Annotated in this window: 13 protein-coding genes; 12 read left to right on the plus strand and 1 reads right to left on the minus strand. The window is 40.4% G+C overall.

Translation table 11 applies throughout. The features are described 5' to 3' along the window. Positions 1 to 659 precede the first annotated feature (659 nt). The 12 genes from OB236_RS22575 to OB236_RS22630 all read left to right on the plus strand — a co-directional run bounded on the left by OB236_RS22575 (position 660) and on the right by OB236_RS22630 (position 14619). Positions 660 to 1274: a zinc dependent phospholipase C family protein gene (locus tag OB236_RS22575; protein ID WP_262685995.1), complete on the plus strand. Its 615-nt coding sequence runs from the start codon at positions 660 to 662 to the stop codon at positions 1272 to 1274. Continuing rightward, positions 1271 to 1702, plus strand: a complete 432-nt coding sequence (locus OB236_RS22580) for an HD domain-containing protein (RefSeq protein WP_262685996.1) — start codon at positions 1271 to 1273, stop codon at positions 1700 to 1702. The genes OB236_RS22575 and OB236_RS22580 overlap by 4 nt, the downstream gene beginning before the upstream one ends. A 178-nt stretch (positions 1703 to 1880) precedes the next feature. Further along, positions 1881 to 2909, plus strand: coding sequence for a LacI family DNA-binding transcriptional regulator (locus OB236_RS22585; protein ID WP_262685997.1), 1029 nt, complete (start codon positions 1881 to 1883; stop codon positions 2907 to 2909). A 133-nt stretch (positions 2910 to 3042) separates the two neighbouring features. Then, positions 3043 to 4329, plus strand: coding sequence for an ABC transporter substrate-binding protein (locus OB236_RS22590; RefSeq protein WP_262685998.1), 1287 nt, complete (start codon positions 3043 to 3045; stop codon positions 4327 to 4329). 26 nt (positions 4330 to 4355) lie between these two features. Beyond that, a complete protein-coding gene (locus tag OB236_RS22595) occupies positions 4356 to 5252 on the plus strand; it encodes a carbohydrate ABC transporter permease (protein ID WP_262685999.1) in 897 nt (298 codons plus the stop codon). Positions 5253 to 5264: 12 nt separating this feature from the next. Then, entirely contained in the window at positions 5265 to 6086 is an 822-nt protein-coding gene (locus OB236_RS22600; RefSeq protein ID WP_262686000.1) for a carbohydrate ABC transporter permease, read from the plus strand. Positions 6087 to 6121: 35 nt separating this feature from the next. Further along, a complete protein-coding gene (locus OB236_RS22605; RefSeq protein WP_262686001.1) occupies positions 6122 to 7354 on the plus strand; it encodes a family 1 glycosylhydrolase in 1233 nt (410 codons plus the stop codon). Between the two features lie 241 nt (positions 7355 to 7595). Beyond that, positions 7596 to 8546 carry an ABC transporter permease gene (locus tag OB236_RS22610; RefSeq protein ID WP_408638509.1) on the plus strand — a complete coding sequence of 317 codons (951 nt, stop codon included), beginning with the start codon at positions 7596 to 7598 and terminating at the stop codon, positions 8544 to 8546. A gap of 4 nt (positions 8547 to 8550) precedes the next feature. Then, complete coding sequence (locus OB236_RS22615; protein WP_262686002.1) at positions 8551 to 9432, plus strand: carbohydrate ABC transporter permease; 882 nt, start codon at positions 8551 to 8553, stop codon at positions 9430 to 9432. Positions 9433 to 9548: 116 nt separating this feature from the next. Continuing rightward, positions 9549 to 11123, plus strand: coding sequence for an extracellular solute-binding protein (locus tag OB236_RS22620; protein ID WP_262686003.1), 1575 nt, complete (start codon positions 9549 to 9551; stop codon positions 11121 to 11123). Between the two features lie 219 nt (positions 11124 to 11342). Continuing rightward, positions 11343 to 12779, plus strand: coding sequence for a response regulator transcription factor (locus OB236_RS22625; RefSeq protein ID WP_262686004.1), 1437 nt, complete (start codon positions 11343 to 11345; stop codon positions 12777 to 12779). A 37-nt stretch (positions 12780 to 12816) separates the two neighbouring features. Next, positions 12817 to 14619 carry a sensor histidine kinase gene (locus tag OB236_RS22630; protein WP_262686005.1) on the plus strand — a complete coding sequence of 601 codons (1803 nt, stop codon included), beginning with the start codon at positions 12817 to 12819 and terminating at the stop codon, positions 14617 to 14619. 192 nt (positions 14620 to 14811) lie between these two features. On the opposite strand, the gene OB236_RS22635 is transcribed toward OB236_RS22630, so the two are convergent. Beyond that, on the minus strand, positions 14812 to 17511 hold the full coding sequence (locus OB236_RS22635; RefSeq protein ID WP_262686006.1) for an MGH1-like glycoside hydrolase domain-containing protein: 2700 nt from the start codon (positions 17509 to 17511) through the stop codon (positions 14812 to 14814). Positions 17512 to 17518: the final 7 nt, after the last annotated feature.

The raw sequence follows: 17518 nt of genomic DNA on the forward strand, positions 1-17518 counted from the left end.
GGGGGAGTTAACTCTGAAATATATTGAATTTGGTCTGGGCAATCCATGGTTAAGACATTTCAGATTCTGGTTGTCTTGTGAGGTGTCAAAGCTCCTTTCTCCTTGTCACATTTACGTGAGACATGTCACCCCACGAAAACGCACACAATAGCAGGCTGTTGTGGGAGCAGCCTGTTAATTTAGTAAACTAACGTTTTCGATTACCGAACTTTTTTTCTTTGTATAAAAAGACGTATGCCTGCCGTGAGCAGTAGTAGCAATGTTACTATCCATGTGAAAAAAAAGGAAAGATCCAGACCAATATTGGCCCCTACTATCTTTGCAGGATTGTTGTTGTACAGCATATAAAGTAAAGGTAGAGTCAGGATGATGAATGTAGTTAATATACCTACCCATCGAAGGTTATGCTGGAAGCGGATTGTTCCCCATAGCAGCCAATGAGCGAACGCCAGAAGAATCAGAGAACCTGTGGAGTAAATGATTAGCACTAATTAACACTTCCTCTCTTACTTGTCTTTACTCTTTGCCTAAGTAAGTATTATAACTTTAAGTAAATCAGTTGCAGCGCGTATTCACCAATAAGGCAGAATATTATCGGTATCATTATTCCTTAGTATGGTAAAATTGTTTTAAAATTAGCCTGGATGGGGGGATTATACTTGCCTTGGCCTATGGTACACTTTGAAATTGCAAGGCGTTTGTACGGCGATCCAAGTCCTGAATTTTTGCTAGGAAGTTTGGCGCCCGATTCGATTCATGTAAGAACGAATGACCGTGTAGAGAAAAATAAGTCTCATCTCATGAAGCCAAACGGGGATTTTGCAACCAATGATGACCTGAAGGAATTTCTGAAAACCCAAAGAATTTACGATTCATTATATTTGGATTTTATTCTTGGATATGTTGCTCATATCTATGCCGACCGCGTATGGACCTTTACGGTATATCGCGAGTTTGAAAAGCAATCTGCTGATAAGAATGTCTACAATATCGATGTGAGCAAGATTGAGTTTTTGCTGTCGCGCTCAACGGAATGGTTTGAAGAAATCATTCAGAAGTTGAACAAATCCGCGTGCTATGATGTTGGTGGCCTAACAAGACAAGAGATCTTAACATACAAAGACGAGAAAATTGATTATTTGTCGGATCCTCTAAATGAGCCGATGAATGTACCTCGAATTATCTCTCTCGAAATGGTTGAAAGATTTATTGATGATGTGGCGCAAGAATTGAATTTGATGTTCGAAAATGTCTCGTTAGGAGCTAAAGAATGAGTGTAGTGTACGAATATCAGCTCCGAATCGCTCAATTATTTGGTGTAAATGAGACATTTGCCTTGCAAGCGGCGCTACTCCATGACGTTAGTAATGTTGTTCCGAAAGATAGGATGATGAGTATTGCAGAAGCTCAATCAATCGACATCATTGAAGTGGAGCTACGTTTTCCGAGAATCATTCATCAGAAGCTTTCGAAGGACATGGCTATGGGAATATTCGGTTGTACGGGTATAGCTATTTTAAACGCAATTGAATGCCATACGACCCTAAAGGCAGGAGCAAGTCCATTGGATAAGGTTTTATTCGCCGCTGATAAAATTTCTTGGGAACTGCCAGGTGAACATCCATATCAGGAGAAGATGAGACAGAAACTTGAGGTTTTTGATCTGGATGGGGCGATATTGGTCGAAACGTCTCATTTATAATCGTTACTCACAAAAGCCTTGATACATCGGGACTTTTTACGAATACATAGATGGAATATGAACAAAACGAAATACTTTAAATTTCCAACAGTTGAGCTTAGAAAGTATTGACAAAAAAAAGAAAACGTTTTACTATTTAGTTATCATTTAAATCGATTTAAATTAAAAGGAGCAGCTATTGAAAAATTTCACAGTTACAATAAAAGACGTTGCCAATCTAGCCAATGTTTCAACCGCGACCGTATCCTTAGCACTCTCTGGTGATCCAAGGGTAAACGTGAAAACGAAAAAGCTAGTTGAAGAAGCAGCTATGAAGTTAAATTATATTCCTAATGAGATTGGTCGCAGTCTTAGAGCTAAGAAAACCGAAACGATCTCATTTATCATTCCCAATACTTCTCACCATGTATTTACACACCCTTACTTTGCACAACTGCTAGAAGGGATTAACGAAGTATTAGACAGGCACAATTATAATTTACTAATTTCCACAAGCCCCTCCGAAAAAGATGAATCTGCCGCCTACAATAAAATATTAAAGAATCGACGTGCAGATGGGATTATACTTTCTTCAGCTTCTATCCATGACAAAAACATATTAAGAATGGTCGAATCTGGTTTCCCAGTTGTGTATCTGGGGAAATGGCATCATGACGATGCGCTAACTGTTGAAAGAGATGATATGGGGGGGGCTTATACAGCCACAGAGCATCTTATACGGATTGGCAGGAAGCGAATTGTACATATTACAGGCCCACTGGACCATCAAGAAGGTATTGATAGGTTGGAGGGATATAAGAGAGCACTCATGGATAATAAAATCCATTATGATGAAGCATTGATTATGGAGAAGGATTTTTCTAGAGAGTCCGGATATGAAGCTGCTGCAGAATTAATGCGTAAACAAATCGTTTATGATGCGTTATTCGCTGGGAATGATCTAATGGCGATTGGTGCACTGAAATTCTATAAAGAAAACAAGATTTCGGTTCCAACTGATGTGTCCGTTGTAGGTTTCGATGATATAGATATGTCGACAGTGGTTACTCCCATGTTAACGACAATTCATCAGCCTATGAGAGAGCTCGGTTATGTGGCCGCGGAGAAATTGATGGCCGTCTTAAATAACCAAGAAGTAAAGGAAAAAAGAACGGTTATGTCTACACATTTAATTATTCGTGAATCCTGTGGTGCGGGTATGACATAAAGTCTTTTTTTTTAAAACAAATTTAAATCGATTTAAATTTTAAAGGAGGTGATGTGCATGTAGCGTTATTGAGCTATCCAAGTTGTCAGAAAGTAAGGGTCTATCACATTTTAAACCAAACAGGAGGAATACTATGAACAACCTTTTAAACAAAAAGTCATGGTTGATTTCGTGCGTATCTGTATTTACTTTATCAGTGGTCCTGACAGCATGTGGAAGTAGCAACACAGGATCAGAAACAGGAAGCAAAGCAACTTCTGAAGCCAAAGTAACGCTAACGTATTGGAATGGGTTTACCGGTCCGGATCGTCCGGCTTATGAGGAACTTGTGAAGCGATTTAACGACAGTCACCCCAATATTCAGGTTACGATGGAGATCTCTCCTTGGGATGCACTTCTAGCCAAATTACCTACATCTCTTGCATCGGGTCAAGGGCCTGACATCGCATCCTTCGATTCCGCATTAATTCCACAATATGCCAAAGGTAATTTGATTCTTCCTGTAGATGATATTTATGGGAAGGGAATTGATCCTAAGGTGATGGCAACGAGTTTAGTCGATGCTATGAAATATAACAGTAAATTATATGCAGTACCTGCCAATACGGCAACGTTATTAATGTACTATAACAAGGACTTATTTAAAGCTGCTGGGATTACTGCTCCTCCGACGACATGGGCAGAATGGCAGGATGCTATTATGAAAACAACAAAAACGAACGGCAATGAGAAACAATATGGACTGGTGCTTGCTGACCATGCAACAATTCCGATGTGGCCCATTCTTATTTGGGGGAATGGCGGAGATATTCTTTCTGCAGATCATAAGAAATCAATGTTAAACGACAGTAAAACTGTGGAAGCGCTTAAAATATGGGCTGACTTAGTTGCAAACAAGCGGATTTCTCCTGTTAATCTGACGGGGGGAGATGCGGACAAAATCTTCGCTTCTGGCAAAGCTGCAATGGAAATCAATGGTCCTTGGATGGCTGGTGGGTTAAGCGGCGTAAACTATGGCGTTGCACCGGTTCCATCAGGCCCTGCAGGCAAAGTTACACTTGCTAATGCTGCTGCGATGGTGATTGGGAAAAACACCAAGCATAAAGATGAGGTTTACGAGTTCATGAAGTTCTGGAATAGTGCAGATGCTCAAGCTTATCTGTCTTCAAAAAGCGGTTTCCCTCCAACGAGAACTGATTTAAGTGACAATCCGCTAGTGAAGTCGAATCCTCTCATTCCACAATTCGCTGCAGTCGCAAATGAATCCAGATTTTACTTAGCAGGCTTAGAGCAATTTAGTAAAATTGACAGTGACATTTTCACACCAGCTATTCAAGCGATTACTAACAATAAAGGTACTGTCGAAGCTACTATGGCAGATGCAAGTAAGAAATTGGATGCCCTCTTATCAAACAAATAAGAATGAACGAGATCCAGGAGGTAGCTATGATAAGCCCACGCGTCAACAGAAGGACTTTGACCAAACAAAGCCGGGCAGCTTTTTTCTTTTTATTGCCAACAGCGCTCCTATTGTCATTATTTGTATTTTGGCCGATTATTAACTCATTCTGGTTAAGTCTGCATCAATGGAGTCTGCTGGAAACAGAGCACCCCTTCATTGGGATAAATAACTACAGCAAGCTGATGCAAGATGAACGCTTGTGGAACTCTGTGCGAAATACTGTTTATTTTACAGTAAGTTCTGTGCCTTTGGGTATTTTTTTCTCGCTGCTGCTCGCATTATTATGTAATTTGACACTCAAGGGAATGAGTTTCTTTAAAGCTATTTATTTTCTACCTGTGATTTCATCCTTTGCCGTACTTTCGATTATATGGTCATTTTTAATGGATCCGGATATCGGATTGCTATCTTATTATGGTCATATCATTGGCTTTTCCGTGACAGGTTGGCTACGGGATACAACATGGGCGATGCCAGCCGTCATTCTGATTGCTATTTGGAAAAATGTCGGATTCAATATGGTTATTTTTATGGCAGGCTTGCAAGGAATCTCGATCTCATTGTATGAGGCTGCAAAAATGGACGGTGCGAATACACTACAGAAATTTTGGCACATTACTTTGCCATCACTACGACATACAACACTGTTCGTAACCATAATATCCATAATTGCTTCATTTCAAGTATTCGATCAGGTATTTGTTATGACGCATGGAGGGCCCTTATTCAGTACGGAAACCATCGTGTATTACATTTACCATCAAGGCTTTGAATTGCTGGATATGGGCTATGCCTCTTCAGCGGCCTGGGTTTTGTTTGTTGTTGTATTTCTAATTACGTTAACTCAGCTTAAGCTGTTTAATTTCAATGAAACGGACTAGGGGGTACTGGGCATGAAGTCATATGTAACCCGCAATTTCCAGTATCTGATGCTGATTGCGGCAGCTGTTGTTGTTGCTTTTCCATTCGTATGGATGGTATTTACATCGTTTAAGCCTGAGAATGAAATTGTACAGTTTCCACCTACATTAGTACCGTCCAAGATAATCTTAGACTCGTATATACATGTATGGAGCAGGATTCCTTTTCTCACTTTTTTCAAAAATAGCGTTATTTTCTCCTTCAGTGTTACCTTGGTTTCTCTCCTTTTTGACTCCATGGCCGGTTATGCGTTTGCCAGACTTTCATTTAGAGGACGAAATCAGTTATTCCTCCTCGTGTTGGTCGCATTAATGATTCCTGTTCAGGTGACAATCATTCCGTTGTTTATCATGCTCAGCCATTTGGGCTGGCTCAACACATTTTGGGGATTGATTATTCCACGAGCAACGAATGCATTCGGTATTTTTATGCTTAGGCAATTTTTTATAGGATTGCCCAAAGAGTTGGATGAAGCAGCCAGAATTGACGGGTGCTCAGAATTTAGGCTGTATTGGCAAATTATTTTACCATTGGCTAAGCCCGCTATTGCCAGTCTGGCACTGTTCCACTTGATGTACAACTGGAATGATTTATTGTGGCCCTTAATTATTACGAGTACTGAGAATATGAGAACCTTGCCAGCTGGACTTGCCTTATTTATGGGTCAGCATGTGGTGGAATATGGGGTTTTAACCGCTGGTGCCGTGATTGCTACCTCTCCGCTTGTTATCGCTTTTTTATTTGCCCAGAAGTATTTTATTCAAGGCGTTGCTTTTACTGGCTTAAAAGAATAGAGATCAGAGATGACGGAAAAGGAGAAAGCTACTGTATGGACAAATTACATCCTTGGGTTTGGGCTGTAGGCTTCGAAAATACCTTCATTGGTCAAACGGCCAGAGGCGAGAGGGTTCTGGATGAATATGAGATTACGCAGCACTATCAATACTGGGAGGAGGATTTAAATAGAGTCAGGGAGACAGGGGCTACCATGATTCGTTATGGTATTCCTTGGTATCGAATTGAAACCAGTAACGGTGTATTCGATTGGTCATGGACGGATAAGGTAATGGCTTATTTCGATCAACATCGCGATTTAGTGCCTATTATTGACCTGATGCATTATGGTACGCCGTTATGGCTCAAGAATGAATTCATGAATGCGCAGTATCCGCAATTGGTTGCGAGATATGCCAAGGCATTTGCGGAAAGATACAAAGGTGTAACATCTTACTATACTCCACTTAATGAACCATTTGTTAATGCGGAATGGTGCGGGTGGAGTGGGAAATGGCCTCCATATCTAACAGGGGTACTTGGCTTTACACTGATGATAAATCAGTTGTGTAAGGGAATCATTATGACCGTTAAATGTTTAAAAGAGGTTGATCCCAATGCTGTAATGGTGCACGTGGAGGCTTCCAAGAAGTATGTGGCAGAAGATCCATCCTACGAAGAAGCAACCCGATTATGGAATGAAATACGATTCATTATGTGGGAGTTGGTGCAGGGGCGAATTCAGAAGGGACATCCACTGTTCACATGGGTTCAGGATCATCATATGAGCGATCAGGATTTGGCATGGTATGCGCAGAATCGCATTGAACTTGATCTGGTCGGAGTTAATTATTATCCGCAATTCTCCTTAAATGTGATTGGCAAAGAGACTGTTGAGCAAGGACAGGTCCCAAGGGCGGTGATGGGAACTGCCGAGGATATGATCGATATTGCCAGAGAACTGTATCAACGCTATCAAAGACCCATTTTCATTACGGAGACAAGTTACAATGGTAGCGAAGAAGAGAGAGTTTCCTGGCTGGAGGATGTTATTCGTGCAGGCTGGAAAATGAGTGAAGAGGGGATTGAGCTGTATGGTGTAACATGGTTCCCTTTTCTAGATATGGTGGATTGGCCCTACCGGACGAACGGTCTATCGTTTAAAGAAAATCTGGCTACCTTCGGTTTATATAACCTGGAAGAGCAGCCTGACGGAACGATCCACAGAGTGAAAAATGCAGCAGGAAAAAGATTCGAGGAAGAGCTGAGGGCAAAGTCAGTTTTGTGATAATAAAGCGGTTGTAAATCGGGGTGCTGGCTGGGACCATTGCGGGAAGCGCGGTGCAGCCAGCACCCCTTGGTAATTAAAAATATTAAAATATTACCAAATTAATTTTAGAAAATTACATTTTATTAATAAATGTTGAGAGTATAATTTTCTACATGAAGATATCTTTATAAGATTTGTAACGCAAATTATTGAACAGGAGGATGTTTGGTTAAAACTTATTGGAAGAGGGATGATGTAATTGAAAGCGGTTGTAGGCAGCTCTAGAGGCAATATCAAAGTAAACAGGAAAAACAGTATCGTACATAGTTTGAAAAAAGATTCTCTACTTTATTTTCTCTTACTGTTGCCAATAGCTTATATCATAATATTTAAATATGCTCCCATATATGGTGTATTGATGGCTTTCCAGGACTATAACATTTTTGAGGGAATTAGCGGGAGCGAGTGGGTTGGGCTGGACGTCTTCAAATTCATATTTGAACAAAATAGTTTTTACCGTGCTCTTAAAAACACACTGGTTTTAAACTTTCTGGATTTGATAGTCGGTTTCCCAGCACCAATAATACTGGCAGTTTTGTTGAATGAACTCCGGCATGTAAGATTTAAAAAAGCGACCCAAACTATTTTATATTTACCGCATTTCTTGTCCTGGATCATTATTGGAGGTATGGCATACCTGATATTTTCCTCTGGTGGCATGGCGAACAGTTTCCTATCTAGCCTTGGCTTTGCTAACATTGAGTTTCTGTCTCAAAAAACGAACTGGCTGATCATGTATCTGGCTATTGGGATATGGCAAAGTGCAGGGTGGGGTACAATCTTATATTTAGCGGCAATAACTGGAATAAACAAGGAGTTATATGAGGCTGCAGATATGGATGGGTGCAACAGGCTTCGTAAAATATGGCATATTACTTTGCCTGGAATTAAGCCAACAATTATTATTTTGCTTATTTTACAAATTGGAAGAATGCTCTCGATAGGGTTTGACCGGCCATTTGTTTTGGGAAATTCACTGGTAAGTGAATACTCCGATGTAATCAGTACATTTGTTTATAGGATCGGAATTGGATCTGGCGATTTTTCACAGGCAACAGCAGTGGGACTATTTCAATCTGTTGTCGGGTTGGTATTTTTAGTGACAGCGAATTTTATTGCTAAAAAAATAGGGGAACAGGGAATTTGGTGAGGAGATGGGCTTGTTGAGTAGAAAGCAAAAAACTAATTTAGTTGATCTATGTATTATATTATTCCTTACTGGAGTAGCCATTACTTGTCTGGTTCCATTTCTGTATATGATTGCTCTTTCTCTAAGCTCGAATAATGCAATTATTTCCCAGAAGGTTGCTCTTTGGCCGGTAGAATTCACAATTGAAACCTATAAAACAATCTTAAACGATATAGAGATGATTTATACACTAGGGTATACGATTGTTCTTACTATTATATATACAATAATTTGTATGTTTTTAACCATATGCGCAGCGTATCCGCTTACAAAGAAAAGATTAAAGGGAAGAAGCTTCTTTTTAACATTCCTGGTGTTTACGATGTATTTTAGTGGAGGTTTGATACCGAGCTATATTCTGGTAAAAAACCTGCTAATGATCAATACGATATGGAGCTTGGTTTTGCCTGGTGCTATGAGTGTTTTCAATTTGATCATACTCAAGACCTTCTTCTCATCACTTCCAGAAAGCCTGGAAGAATCGGCATCTATAGATGGTTGTAATGAATTTGGGATACTTGTACGGATAGTTCTTCCACTATCTTTGCCTGCTATAGCAACCTTAAGCCTCTTTTATGCGGTTGACAGATGGAATGGTTTTCAAGATGCACTTTTTTATATAACAGATAAGAACTTATATCCGATGCAATTAAAGCTGTATCAAATTATAACTGCAAATCAACAGTTAGATGCCCAGCAAGGTGAGGGTAGTATGGGTGCCTATATTGTTCCAGAGTCATTGAAAGCGGCAAGTGTAATGTTTGCGACAGTTCCTATATTAATTGTTTACCCTAAACTTCAAAAATATTTTGTTGATGGTGTCATGACGGGGGCAATTAAGGGCTGATCCTGAATCTGGAAAAGAAAGGAGGTGGTTACTTGCCGATCATCCAGGATTGGTGAGGACTCATACAAATGGCTGTAGAGTTTTAGAAATGACTAAGTAATAAGGAGAGGTCAAAAATGAAAAATAAAAAATTGTTGGCTGTATTACCGGTTATGACGTTATTAATAAGTACTGTGGTAGGATGTGAAAGCGGGAGTAAAAAGGAAGGCCAGCCAACGTCAACGGCAGCTGCAACGCCTTCAGCTTCGCCGGTTACACTAACAGTTGAAGTATTTGATAGAGGAGTACAGGGACAGCCGGATTTGAACAATAATACCTGGACACGGTACATAAATGAAAATTTCGGAAAACCGAATAATGCGGTTGTGAAGTTCGTTCCGGTACCCAGGTCACAGGAAATTGATAAGCTCAATGTATTGATGGCTGCAGGCGAGGCGCCTGATATATCATTTACTTATGACAGCGCAACCGTATCCCGATACGCTAAGGTTAATGGCATTATTCAATTGGATGATATATTAGCTAAGCATGGTAAGGAATTAACGAATTATCTCGGTAAGACCGTTCTTTCTTACGGACTTTTTGGTGGGAAGCAGATGGCGATCCCTGCAAAAAGAACTTCGCTCGCATGGAATGGTATGTTTATTAGAAAGGATTGGCTGGATAAAGTGGGGATGCCCGTTCCTACCACCCGAGATGAATTATATAATACATTAATTGCATTCAGAGATAAAAATCCTGGAGGCGTAGATCGGGTTATTCCCTGGGGATTGGCAGCAACCGGTATGAACTATAACTATGGAAATTTAGGCGAATCCTTCTGGGGGAAGCAGTCGGAGGAAGAATTCGTTACAACTCCGAGTTGGCTAAGACCCGGAAATAAAGATGCGCTCAAGTTTCTTAACAAGCTCTACAATGAAAAATTAATCAGCCCTGATTTTGCTCTAGACAAAACGGCTAAGCAGGCGGATGCTGACGTTACAAATGGTAAAGTTGGATTCTTGATTGCTAACTGGGATTATCCGTTAAGGCAAAGTATCAGTGAGCCCTTAAAAGCAAATGTACCTAACGCAAACTTTGTTCCTATTGATACTTTTAAGAATTCTGAAGGGAAATACAAGAAAATCGCGTACAATGAAAATGGAGTGAATATCTTTATCCCTAAGAGCAGTAAAAATGCAGAGCTGGCAATTAAATACTTAAACTGGATGTCCGACCCCAAGGTATTATTCTTCCTGCAATACGGACAGGAAGGCGTTAATCACAAGATGGTTAATGGTATTCCGCAGGTTATCAATCAAACAGGGGACAACATGCAAACCAGTAATCTAAATCTTGATCTTACATTGGTTGTAAATGGTGTGGAGCTGGGTGATCCTCAGAAGAATATTAAGGCTTTAGCTGCATCGGCTCCAGGTCTCGAAGATGCTGCAGAAAAATCATACAAAATCAATACTACGGATACTTACACAAATTTCTTCTATGATACGCCAAGTGAGTCTAATATTAAGTTTGGCAAAACACTTGGGGATATGGACAAACAAATGACGGATAAACTTATTGTTTGCAAGCCTGCAGAATTCGACAGCTTGTACGATAAGCTGGTTGCAGAATATATGGCAGCAGGCGGGCAGACTGTAATGGATGAAAATGTGAAAATCTACAAGGCCATGCAATCCAATAAGAAATAAGAAATAAGAAGTAATCCAAAAGTTCATACAGGCCGTTGACATATCAGCGGATAAGTTAAAAGCCTATGGACATAACGGCGTTATATCCATAGGTTTTTATCATGGAACGTGTGGCTGTCTTGTTATTTTGCTGGTAAAGAGTTAAAATTTAGCAGATTATAGGATGGTAGGGCGGACAGGCTGTTAGGAACAGGTATATCAGCTATCAAGGGGGTACTTATGTATAGTGTTATTATTATAGATGATGAACCGTGGGCGATAAAAGGAATACGGAATGCATTTAACTGGAATAAATACGGGTTTGAAATCACAGGCCAATTTACAAGCGTCCATAAGGCAATTGATTTTATAAACGAAGAGCGTCCTGATCTCGTTTTTACAGATATAAGAATGCCTGAAATTTCCGGCCTTGACCTTATTAGAATGACCAAAAAAAAGGAATTGGATGTTGAGTTCGTTATTGTAAGCGGTTTCGCTGAATTTGCATACGCGCAGGAGGCCTTAAGGTATGGTGCGCTGGATTATTTCCTAAAGCCCATAGATATAGAGATGGCAGATCCGTTAATTGAAAAGCTGGCATTGCATTTTTCTAAAAAGAAAAGTATGAGAAATAACCTTATTCTAGAGGCTCTAATCTCAACGGATAAAAGAGAATTAAAACATTTAACTTCATTTTTTGATCATACATCGGACTATTACTTTCGTGTACTTATCATGTATTCAAATAGCGAAAAAAAGGATTATAATGACAGACCGTTTTTTGATAGTAAACATACATTGGAAGTTGAATTTGGATCAAGAAAGACATTATATATTCTCAAAAGTGAAAAAAGTACTGATTTGGATGATAGATTGGATGCTACAGTTTTCACTGGTTCAGATATAAAAGCGGTAGGAATCAGCAGCATTTCTAATAATTATGAAAATATTTCCAAGCTTATAAAGGAATCAGATATCGCAGCGTCAAACATATTTTTAAATGAAGAAAAAGGTATATTTGAATATGAGCCAAAGCTTAATTTGGTTAAGCCGTTTATAGATCGAATTTCTTCTATTATTCAAGAGAATAAGTTTGAAGAAATGGATGACATCATGAAAACACTCATGTATTCTTTCAAACAAAATAATTTAGGTATGGGGGAGGTGGTTTATTTATGGAATCAAGTGGTCAGTGTGTTGGTTGGCACATATTACGAAGAGCTGAGATACATGGAACTTGATTTCCTGAATTACTCTGAACTGAAAGAGCGCTTTAAAAACTTTGAGTCATTATGCAGTTTTTTATATGACATTTTTATATACATAAAGCAACTGAACAGCGAGTCTGTAAATGAAGGTGATATAGACTCCTATTTTATTCAAATGGTTAAATACATCGACAATAATTATCAGCACAAGCTATATCTTAAAGATTTATCCGTAAAATTTTTTGTAAACCAAGTATATTGTTGCCAGCTTTTTAAAAAAGTTTTGGGCAAAACCTTTTCCGAATATGTAACTGAATTGAGGATAAAAAAAGCTTGTGAGCTATTGAAACATACAGAATTATCAATTGAAGAAATTACAACAAAAGTAGGGTTTTCTGATTACTATTATTTCAATAAAGTATTTAAGAAACAATGTGGGATAACGCCTACGAAATTCAGAAAAAGCTGATTTATATAACCTTTTTGCAGGATCGGAGTGGGGGAATTTGAAGATTAGTAGATTGAAGCTCAAACATCAGATATTACTCATATTTTTATTCGCGATTATAATATTTACAGCAATGGAGTTTTATTTCTATTATAGCTTTTATAATTTGACTCAAAATAGAGCTACCAATTATGGTAATAAAATTATCGAACAAACACGCCAAAAGATAGATTCAGTTTTTAACGATATAAAGGTCAGTACAAACATAGCTGTTAATAATAAAAAGATACAAGAATTCACCATTGCAGAGGATGACTATACGAGGGATTTCGATATAGGCACTTATGTACTGGATCTAATGGAGTATATGAGGTCCTTTAATTCTTATGTGAATGGAATTGTTATTAATGACAATCAAGGAAGACGAGTTTACAGCATAGCTTCCACAAATGGTGATATTTTTTTTTTGAAACAATATGATGAATTTATCAGTGATTATAAAAATGATAGTGAGTCTGTTAAAAAAGGAAAGTTTACAAACATATTAAAAAACGAAAAAACAGGAAATGAATATTTCTTTTATATAGCACCTATTATTGAATCTATTGGAGGGGTTTATTTTTCTCAAAAAACAGGCTATTGTTCAGTTATGGTTAATACGGAAAAAATGCAAGAACTTGTTGAAAATACGGAATTGACGCCTAACTCTACTTTGTATATTCTAAACAGCCGAAATGAGGTTATTGCATCCAATAATGCAAATTTACGTGGCATTTTATTCAAGGATATACTATCAGTAGATAGGAATAGTTTAACCAATGGAGTAAAAACAACAATAAATGGGGAAGACGTAATCGTTCAGGAAAAAGGCCTGGAGCAGGCGGATGGGTGGAGTATAGTAAGTATTATTCCGGTGCATGAATTGACAACGGACATGAATGCTATTAAAAATATTAGTATTATAGCAGGGATTGGTATAAGTCTAAGTATGATTATTCTCGGGTATTTTTTCTTGAATAATCTAACACGACCTGTCATGGGGCTTGTAGCAGATATGCGAAAAATTGGTGAAAGAGATATGGGCTTCAGGATAAAGGTACGCTCAACCAATGAAGTTGGAGTGTTGGCCTATGATATCAATAGCATGATTGACAAAATGGAAGAGATGACAAGAAATATATTTAATACACAGGGAAGATTATATGAGTCAGAGCTCAGCAAAAAGCAGGCCGAATTTTCTGCCTTACAAAGTCAAATAAACCCGCATTTCCTGTACAATACATTAAATTGCATAAGCAGTATCGGACTTGAATACGGGAGCAAGGAAATAGCGCAGATCACTTCAAGTATGTCCAAGATATTTCGATATAGTATTAAACAAGACGAACTTGTTAGGATAAGTGAAGAAATTCAATGTATTAAGGCATATTTGAATATTATCTCAATTAGATATGAAAACAAGTTTTCTATGGAAGTAAATGTTGATGAAAAGCTATTGGAAATGAAAACACCTAAAATGATCTTGCAGCCCATTGTTGAAAATTCAGTATATCATGGACTTGAAAGTATGGACGCAGGAGGTCATCTTAGCGTGAGTGGCCATATAGATGCTAATGGAGATGTTTGTTTTCAAGTATCGGATTCTGGAAAAGGGATAGGTAAAGATGAGCTGGAAAGCATTAAAGCGAAACTGAATATGGAAGATTCGGAGAGAGTGAAAAACAGTTTTGATGGGAAAAGTATCGGTCTTTCCAATATTAATAACAGGATAAAGCTGCTGTTTGGAGAAGGTTATGGGGTAGGGGTTGAAAGTCAGGTAGGTTATGGAACGACAGTGATAGTTAAGATCCCCTATATTTGAAGTAACTATATACATGCGAAGAACGCATCTATCTCAGGGATAGATGCGTTGTTTGTTATGATAATAATTTATAAACAACTTGAAGTCCGGTGAATCATGAGCGGAGCGGCCAAATGATCCTGGAGAAGCGTTAGTGTTTACTTTGTTTCGGAAGGATATTTGGCGGCGCAGCGGGACTTATTCACCGGACTTCTAGGCATCGACAGTTTGAATCCTTATGGCTGCCTGCGGCAGGCAGTCGGTGATAACTAGATCCAAACCGCCGCACGGGTTCATTGTCCAATTTACAACACAACCCGTACTGCTGGCTTCATACTGGTGTCCGCTCGCCATATTGACAATTAAGCTGAAAGGTTGATCGGTAGCACCTTCATAGCAGAATTCGGCTTTGTATGTGGTGAGCGTCTCGTTAAAGGACTGTTCCAGCATCCATACATTGAACCCGACAGAAACCTTGCCCCGTTCATAATAAGCGGCGAACCAGTTCAAGACGGGGGCCGACAGCCCGCCAAAATGATGCCATCCTGCTCCGCGCCCGGTTTGCACGATAAAATGCTCATAACAGTTATAAGTCGTTTCAGTTTCTCGTTTCCATACCGTAAGCGCTGTATCGGCAATTCGGAAAGCCAGCTCGGGATGACCCAAGTCCAGCATCGTTTTCCAGAAAAACCACTGGTGAGGCATCCAGACTGCACCGTTCCAGTACCCGTCTGCTCGATAGTAGGGGGCGCTTTGGTCAACTGTCGATATTCCGATTGGCGTCCAGAGTCGGGTTTCATCAAATAACGCGGAGATCAGCTGTTCGGCCCGCTCTTTGGTGCAAATTCCAGCAACTAAAGGATACAGGCCATCCATGCCCCTGTTATAATTGGTGCCTGAAGTATGCCGAAGGATGCCTTCGGGTTGGCCATCTTCGCCATGAACAACATAGCTGTAATAGCCGGCTTCTTCATCCCAAGCATACGCTTCAAGCGCTTCACTCCATAAGCGGATATCTGCCTCGTACTCTGGAATATCCTTCAGCCATGCATCCGACATGCGGGCAGCCATTTTGAGTATTTTAGCAACACGAATGGCTTGACTTGTAGTAATAACAGGTGCAACTGTATGCTCCAATGATTGTGCATGTACATATTTCTGAGGCGGATAGTCGTCCCAACCCCCGGAATTGTAGAAGTAATCCCATGTTTTTAGTAATCCTGAATGGCTTGTATCTGTTGTTGAGCCGCCGATTTTGCCGGCTAGAAACAAGTAATATTGCCTTAATTGCGGATATAAAGCATGCACGTAGGCTTGAGCTTGGCCGCGGTTCCACAATTCCAGGAACAAATAATGTTGGACAGGCACCGGACTGCCATGATGAATGAAGGCGGCCTGAGAATCTCCCGGCTCGGTCAAATAGGCATTCAAGCAGTCCAACGCACGCTGGGCATCCAGCTCCATGAGACCGAGTCCGATAAATCCAGAATCCCACGTATAAAGTGAATCCCACCATCGGCCGGGTGTATTGTGACGGATATAGCTGCGCTTCGTATAGACAGGAAATACCGTATTCGTGAGCAGCGTAGCTCTCATTAATTGTTGGCTGAACAGGTAGGTATCGCCTGTCGGATAGCAGGAAGGGCGATTCAGATCTGCCCTTGCTGCTTGATAAACAATCTCGCACTGCTCATCCTTCAAGGAAAACTGCTGAAGGGCGGCTTGCACCTCCTCGTATGAGCCAGAGCAAACCATGCCGTGCAGGGTAATGGATGAATTCGGATTCAAGTGAATCGGTCGCATGAAAATATTCGTAAAGTGGCCTTTCTCATTCCCGAGAAGGACCTCGTCGACATGATTGTGAACCGTATGACGCGCATAACGATCCAATTCGTCGTTCTTATATTGCCGAACCTCGACATCTGGAAAATTCCACATAAGTCCGTAATGATAAGGGCAATTGTCATACCGGAGAATCAGGCTGCCTGTCACAGGGCCCTCCAGAAGCTCAGGCTCCGTTTGCCAGGGTAAGTCAGGGAAAGAGACAACTTCGATATCAGCTTGTTCGACTAGTGTAAATCCATCTATTATTATGGCTCCTGTGCCTGTCCCATATAGTTCAACGCTGAACGAGCCCGCAGGGATTTCGCCTACGTGTATAGTTGAAGTACGAAGCTCTTCTGATTTATGCACATTCAAGCGATAGGACTGTTGGCCGATTCGAATATCGAGATTTCCGTTATGAGATGCTTGATATCGGAGAAGAAATGTGCCTTCCCGCAAGGAGGTGTTCAGTTGTACTTCATAGAGCAGCAGATCGCCTTCATCCGTACCGAAGCCTTGTCCGATGGCAGAGCCTCCGGTATAATGCTGACCGCGCGTTTCTCCACGCAAGTAGCCGTCATACACTAAACCGTCTGATGGGCGAGAGCGCGCAAAGGTCAATTCCTTGTAATCAAGCGAATCTATCCATTGGGCTCCTTGGGGCAGCCGAGCCTCAGCGCATACATGAATTTCCCTATGTCCCGGAAGCCGGGGCGGTTGTAGGGAAGCCATCCAATGCAGCACCAGGTTTTGAGCATGGTTGGTCTGGTTGACGAATCTCGCACGCACCAGACGAGAGTTATCGTCCAATCGGCTAAATGAGATATCCGTGTATACTTCATCCTTCCATTCCAACTCATGGCGGTGAGAGAAAAAGCTGTAATCTGCCGTAGCTTCCCACGGATGATAGCCGGATTCCCATAACACGGAGGGGATATCAATCTTTCTTCTGTAAAATCCCGGCATTAAGCTGAGGTCAAAGCGTAATCCACGCGCTTGATCGCTGATATGGGAGATGCCCATATATTGCTTCGTATAAGGGCCCCAAGCCGGCAGCCTCAGGTCATGACCAGCAGGTAAACTTTTCATGCCAAGT

Source organism: Paenibacillus baimaensis (assembly GCF_025567575.1).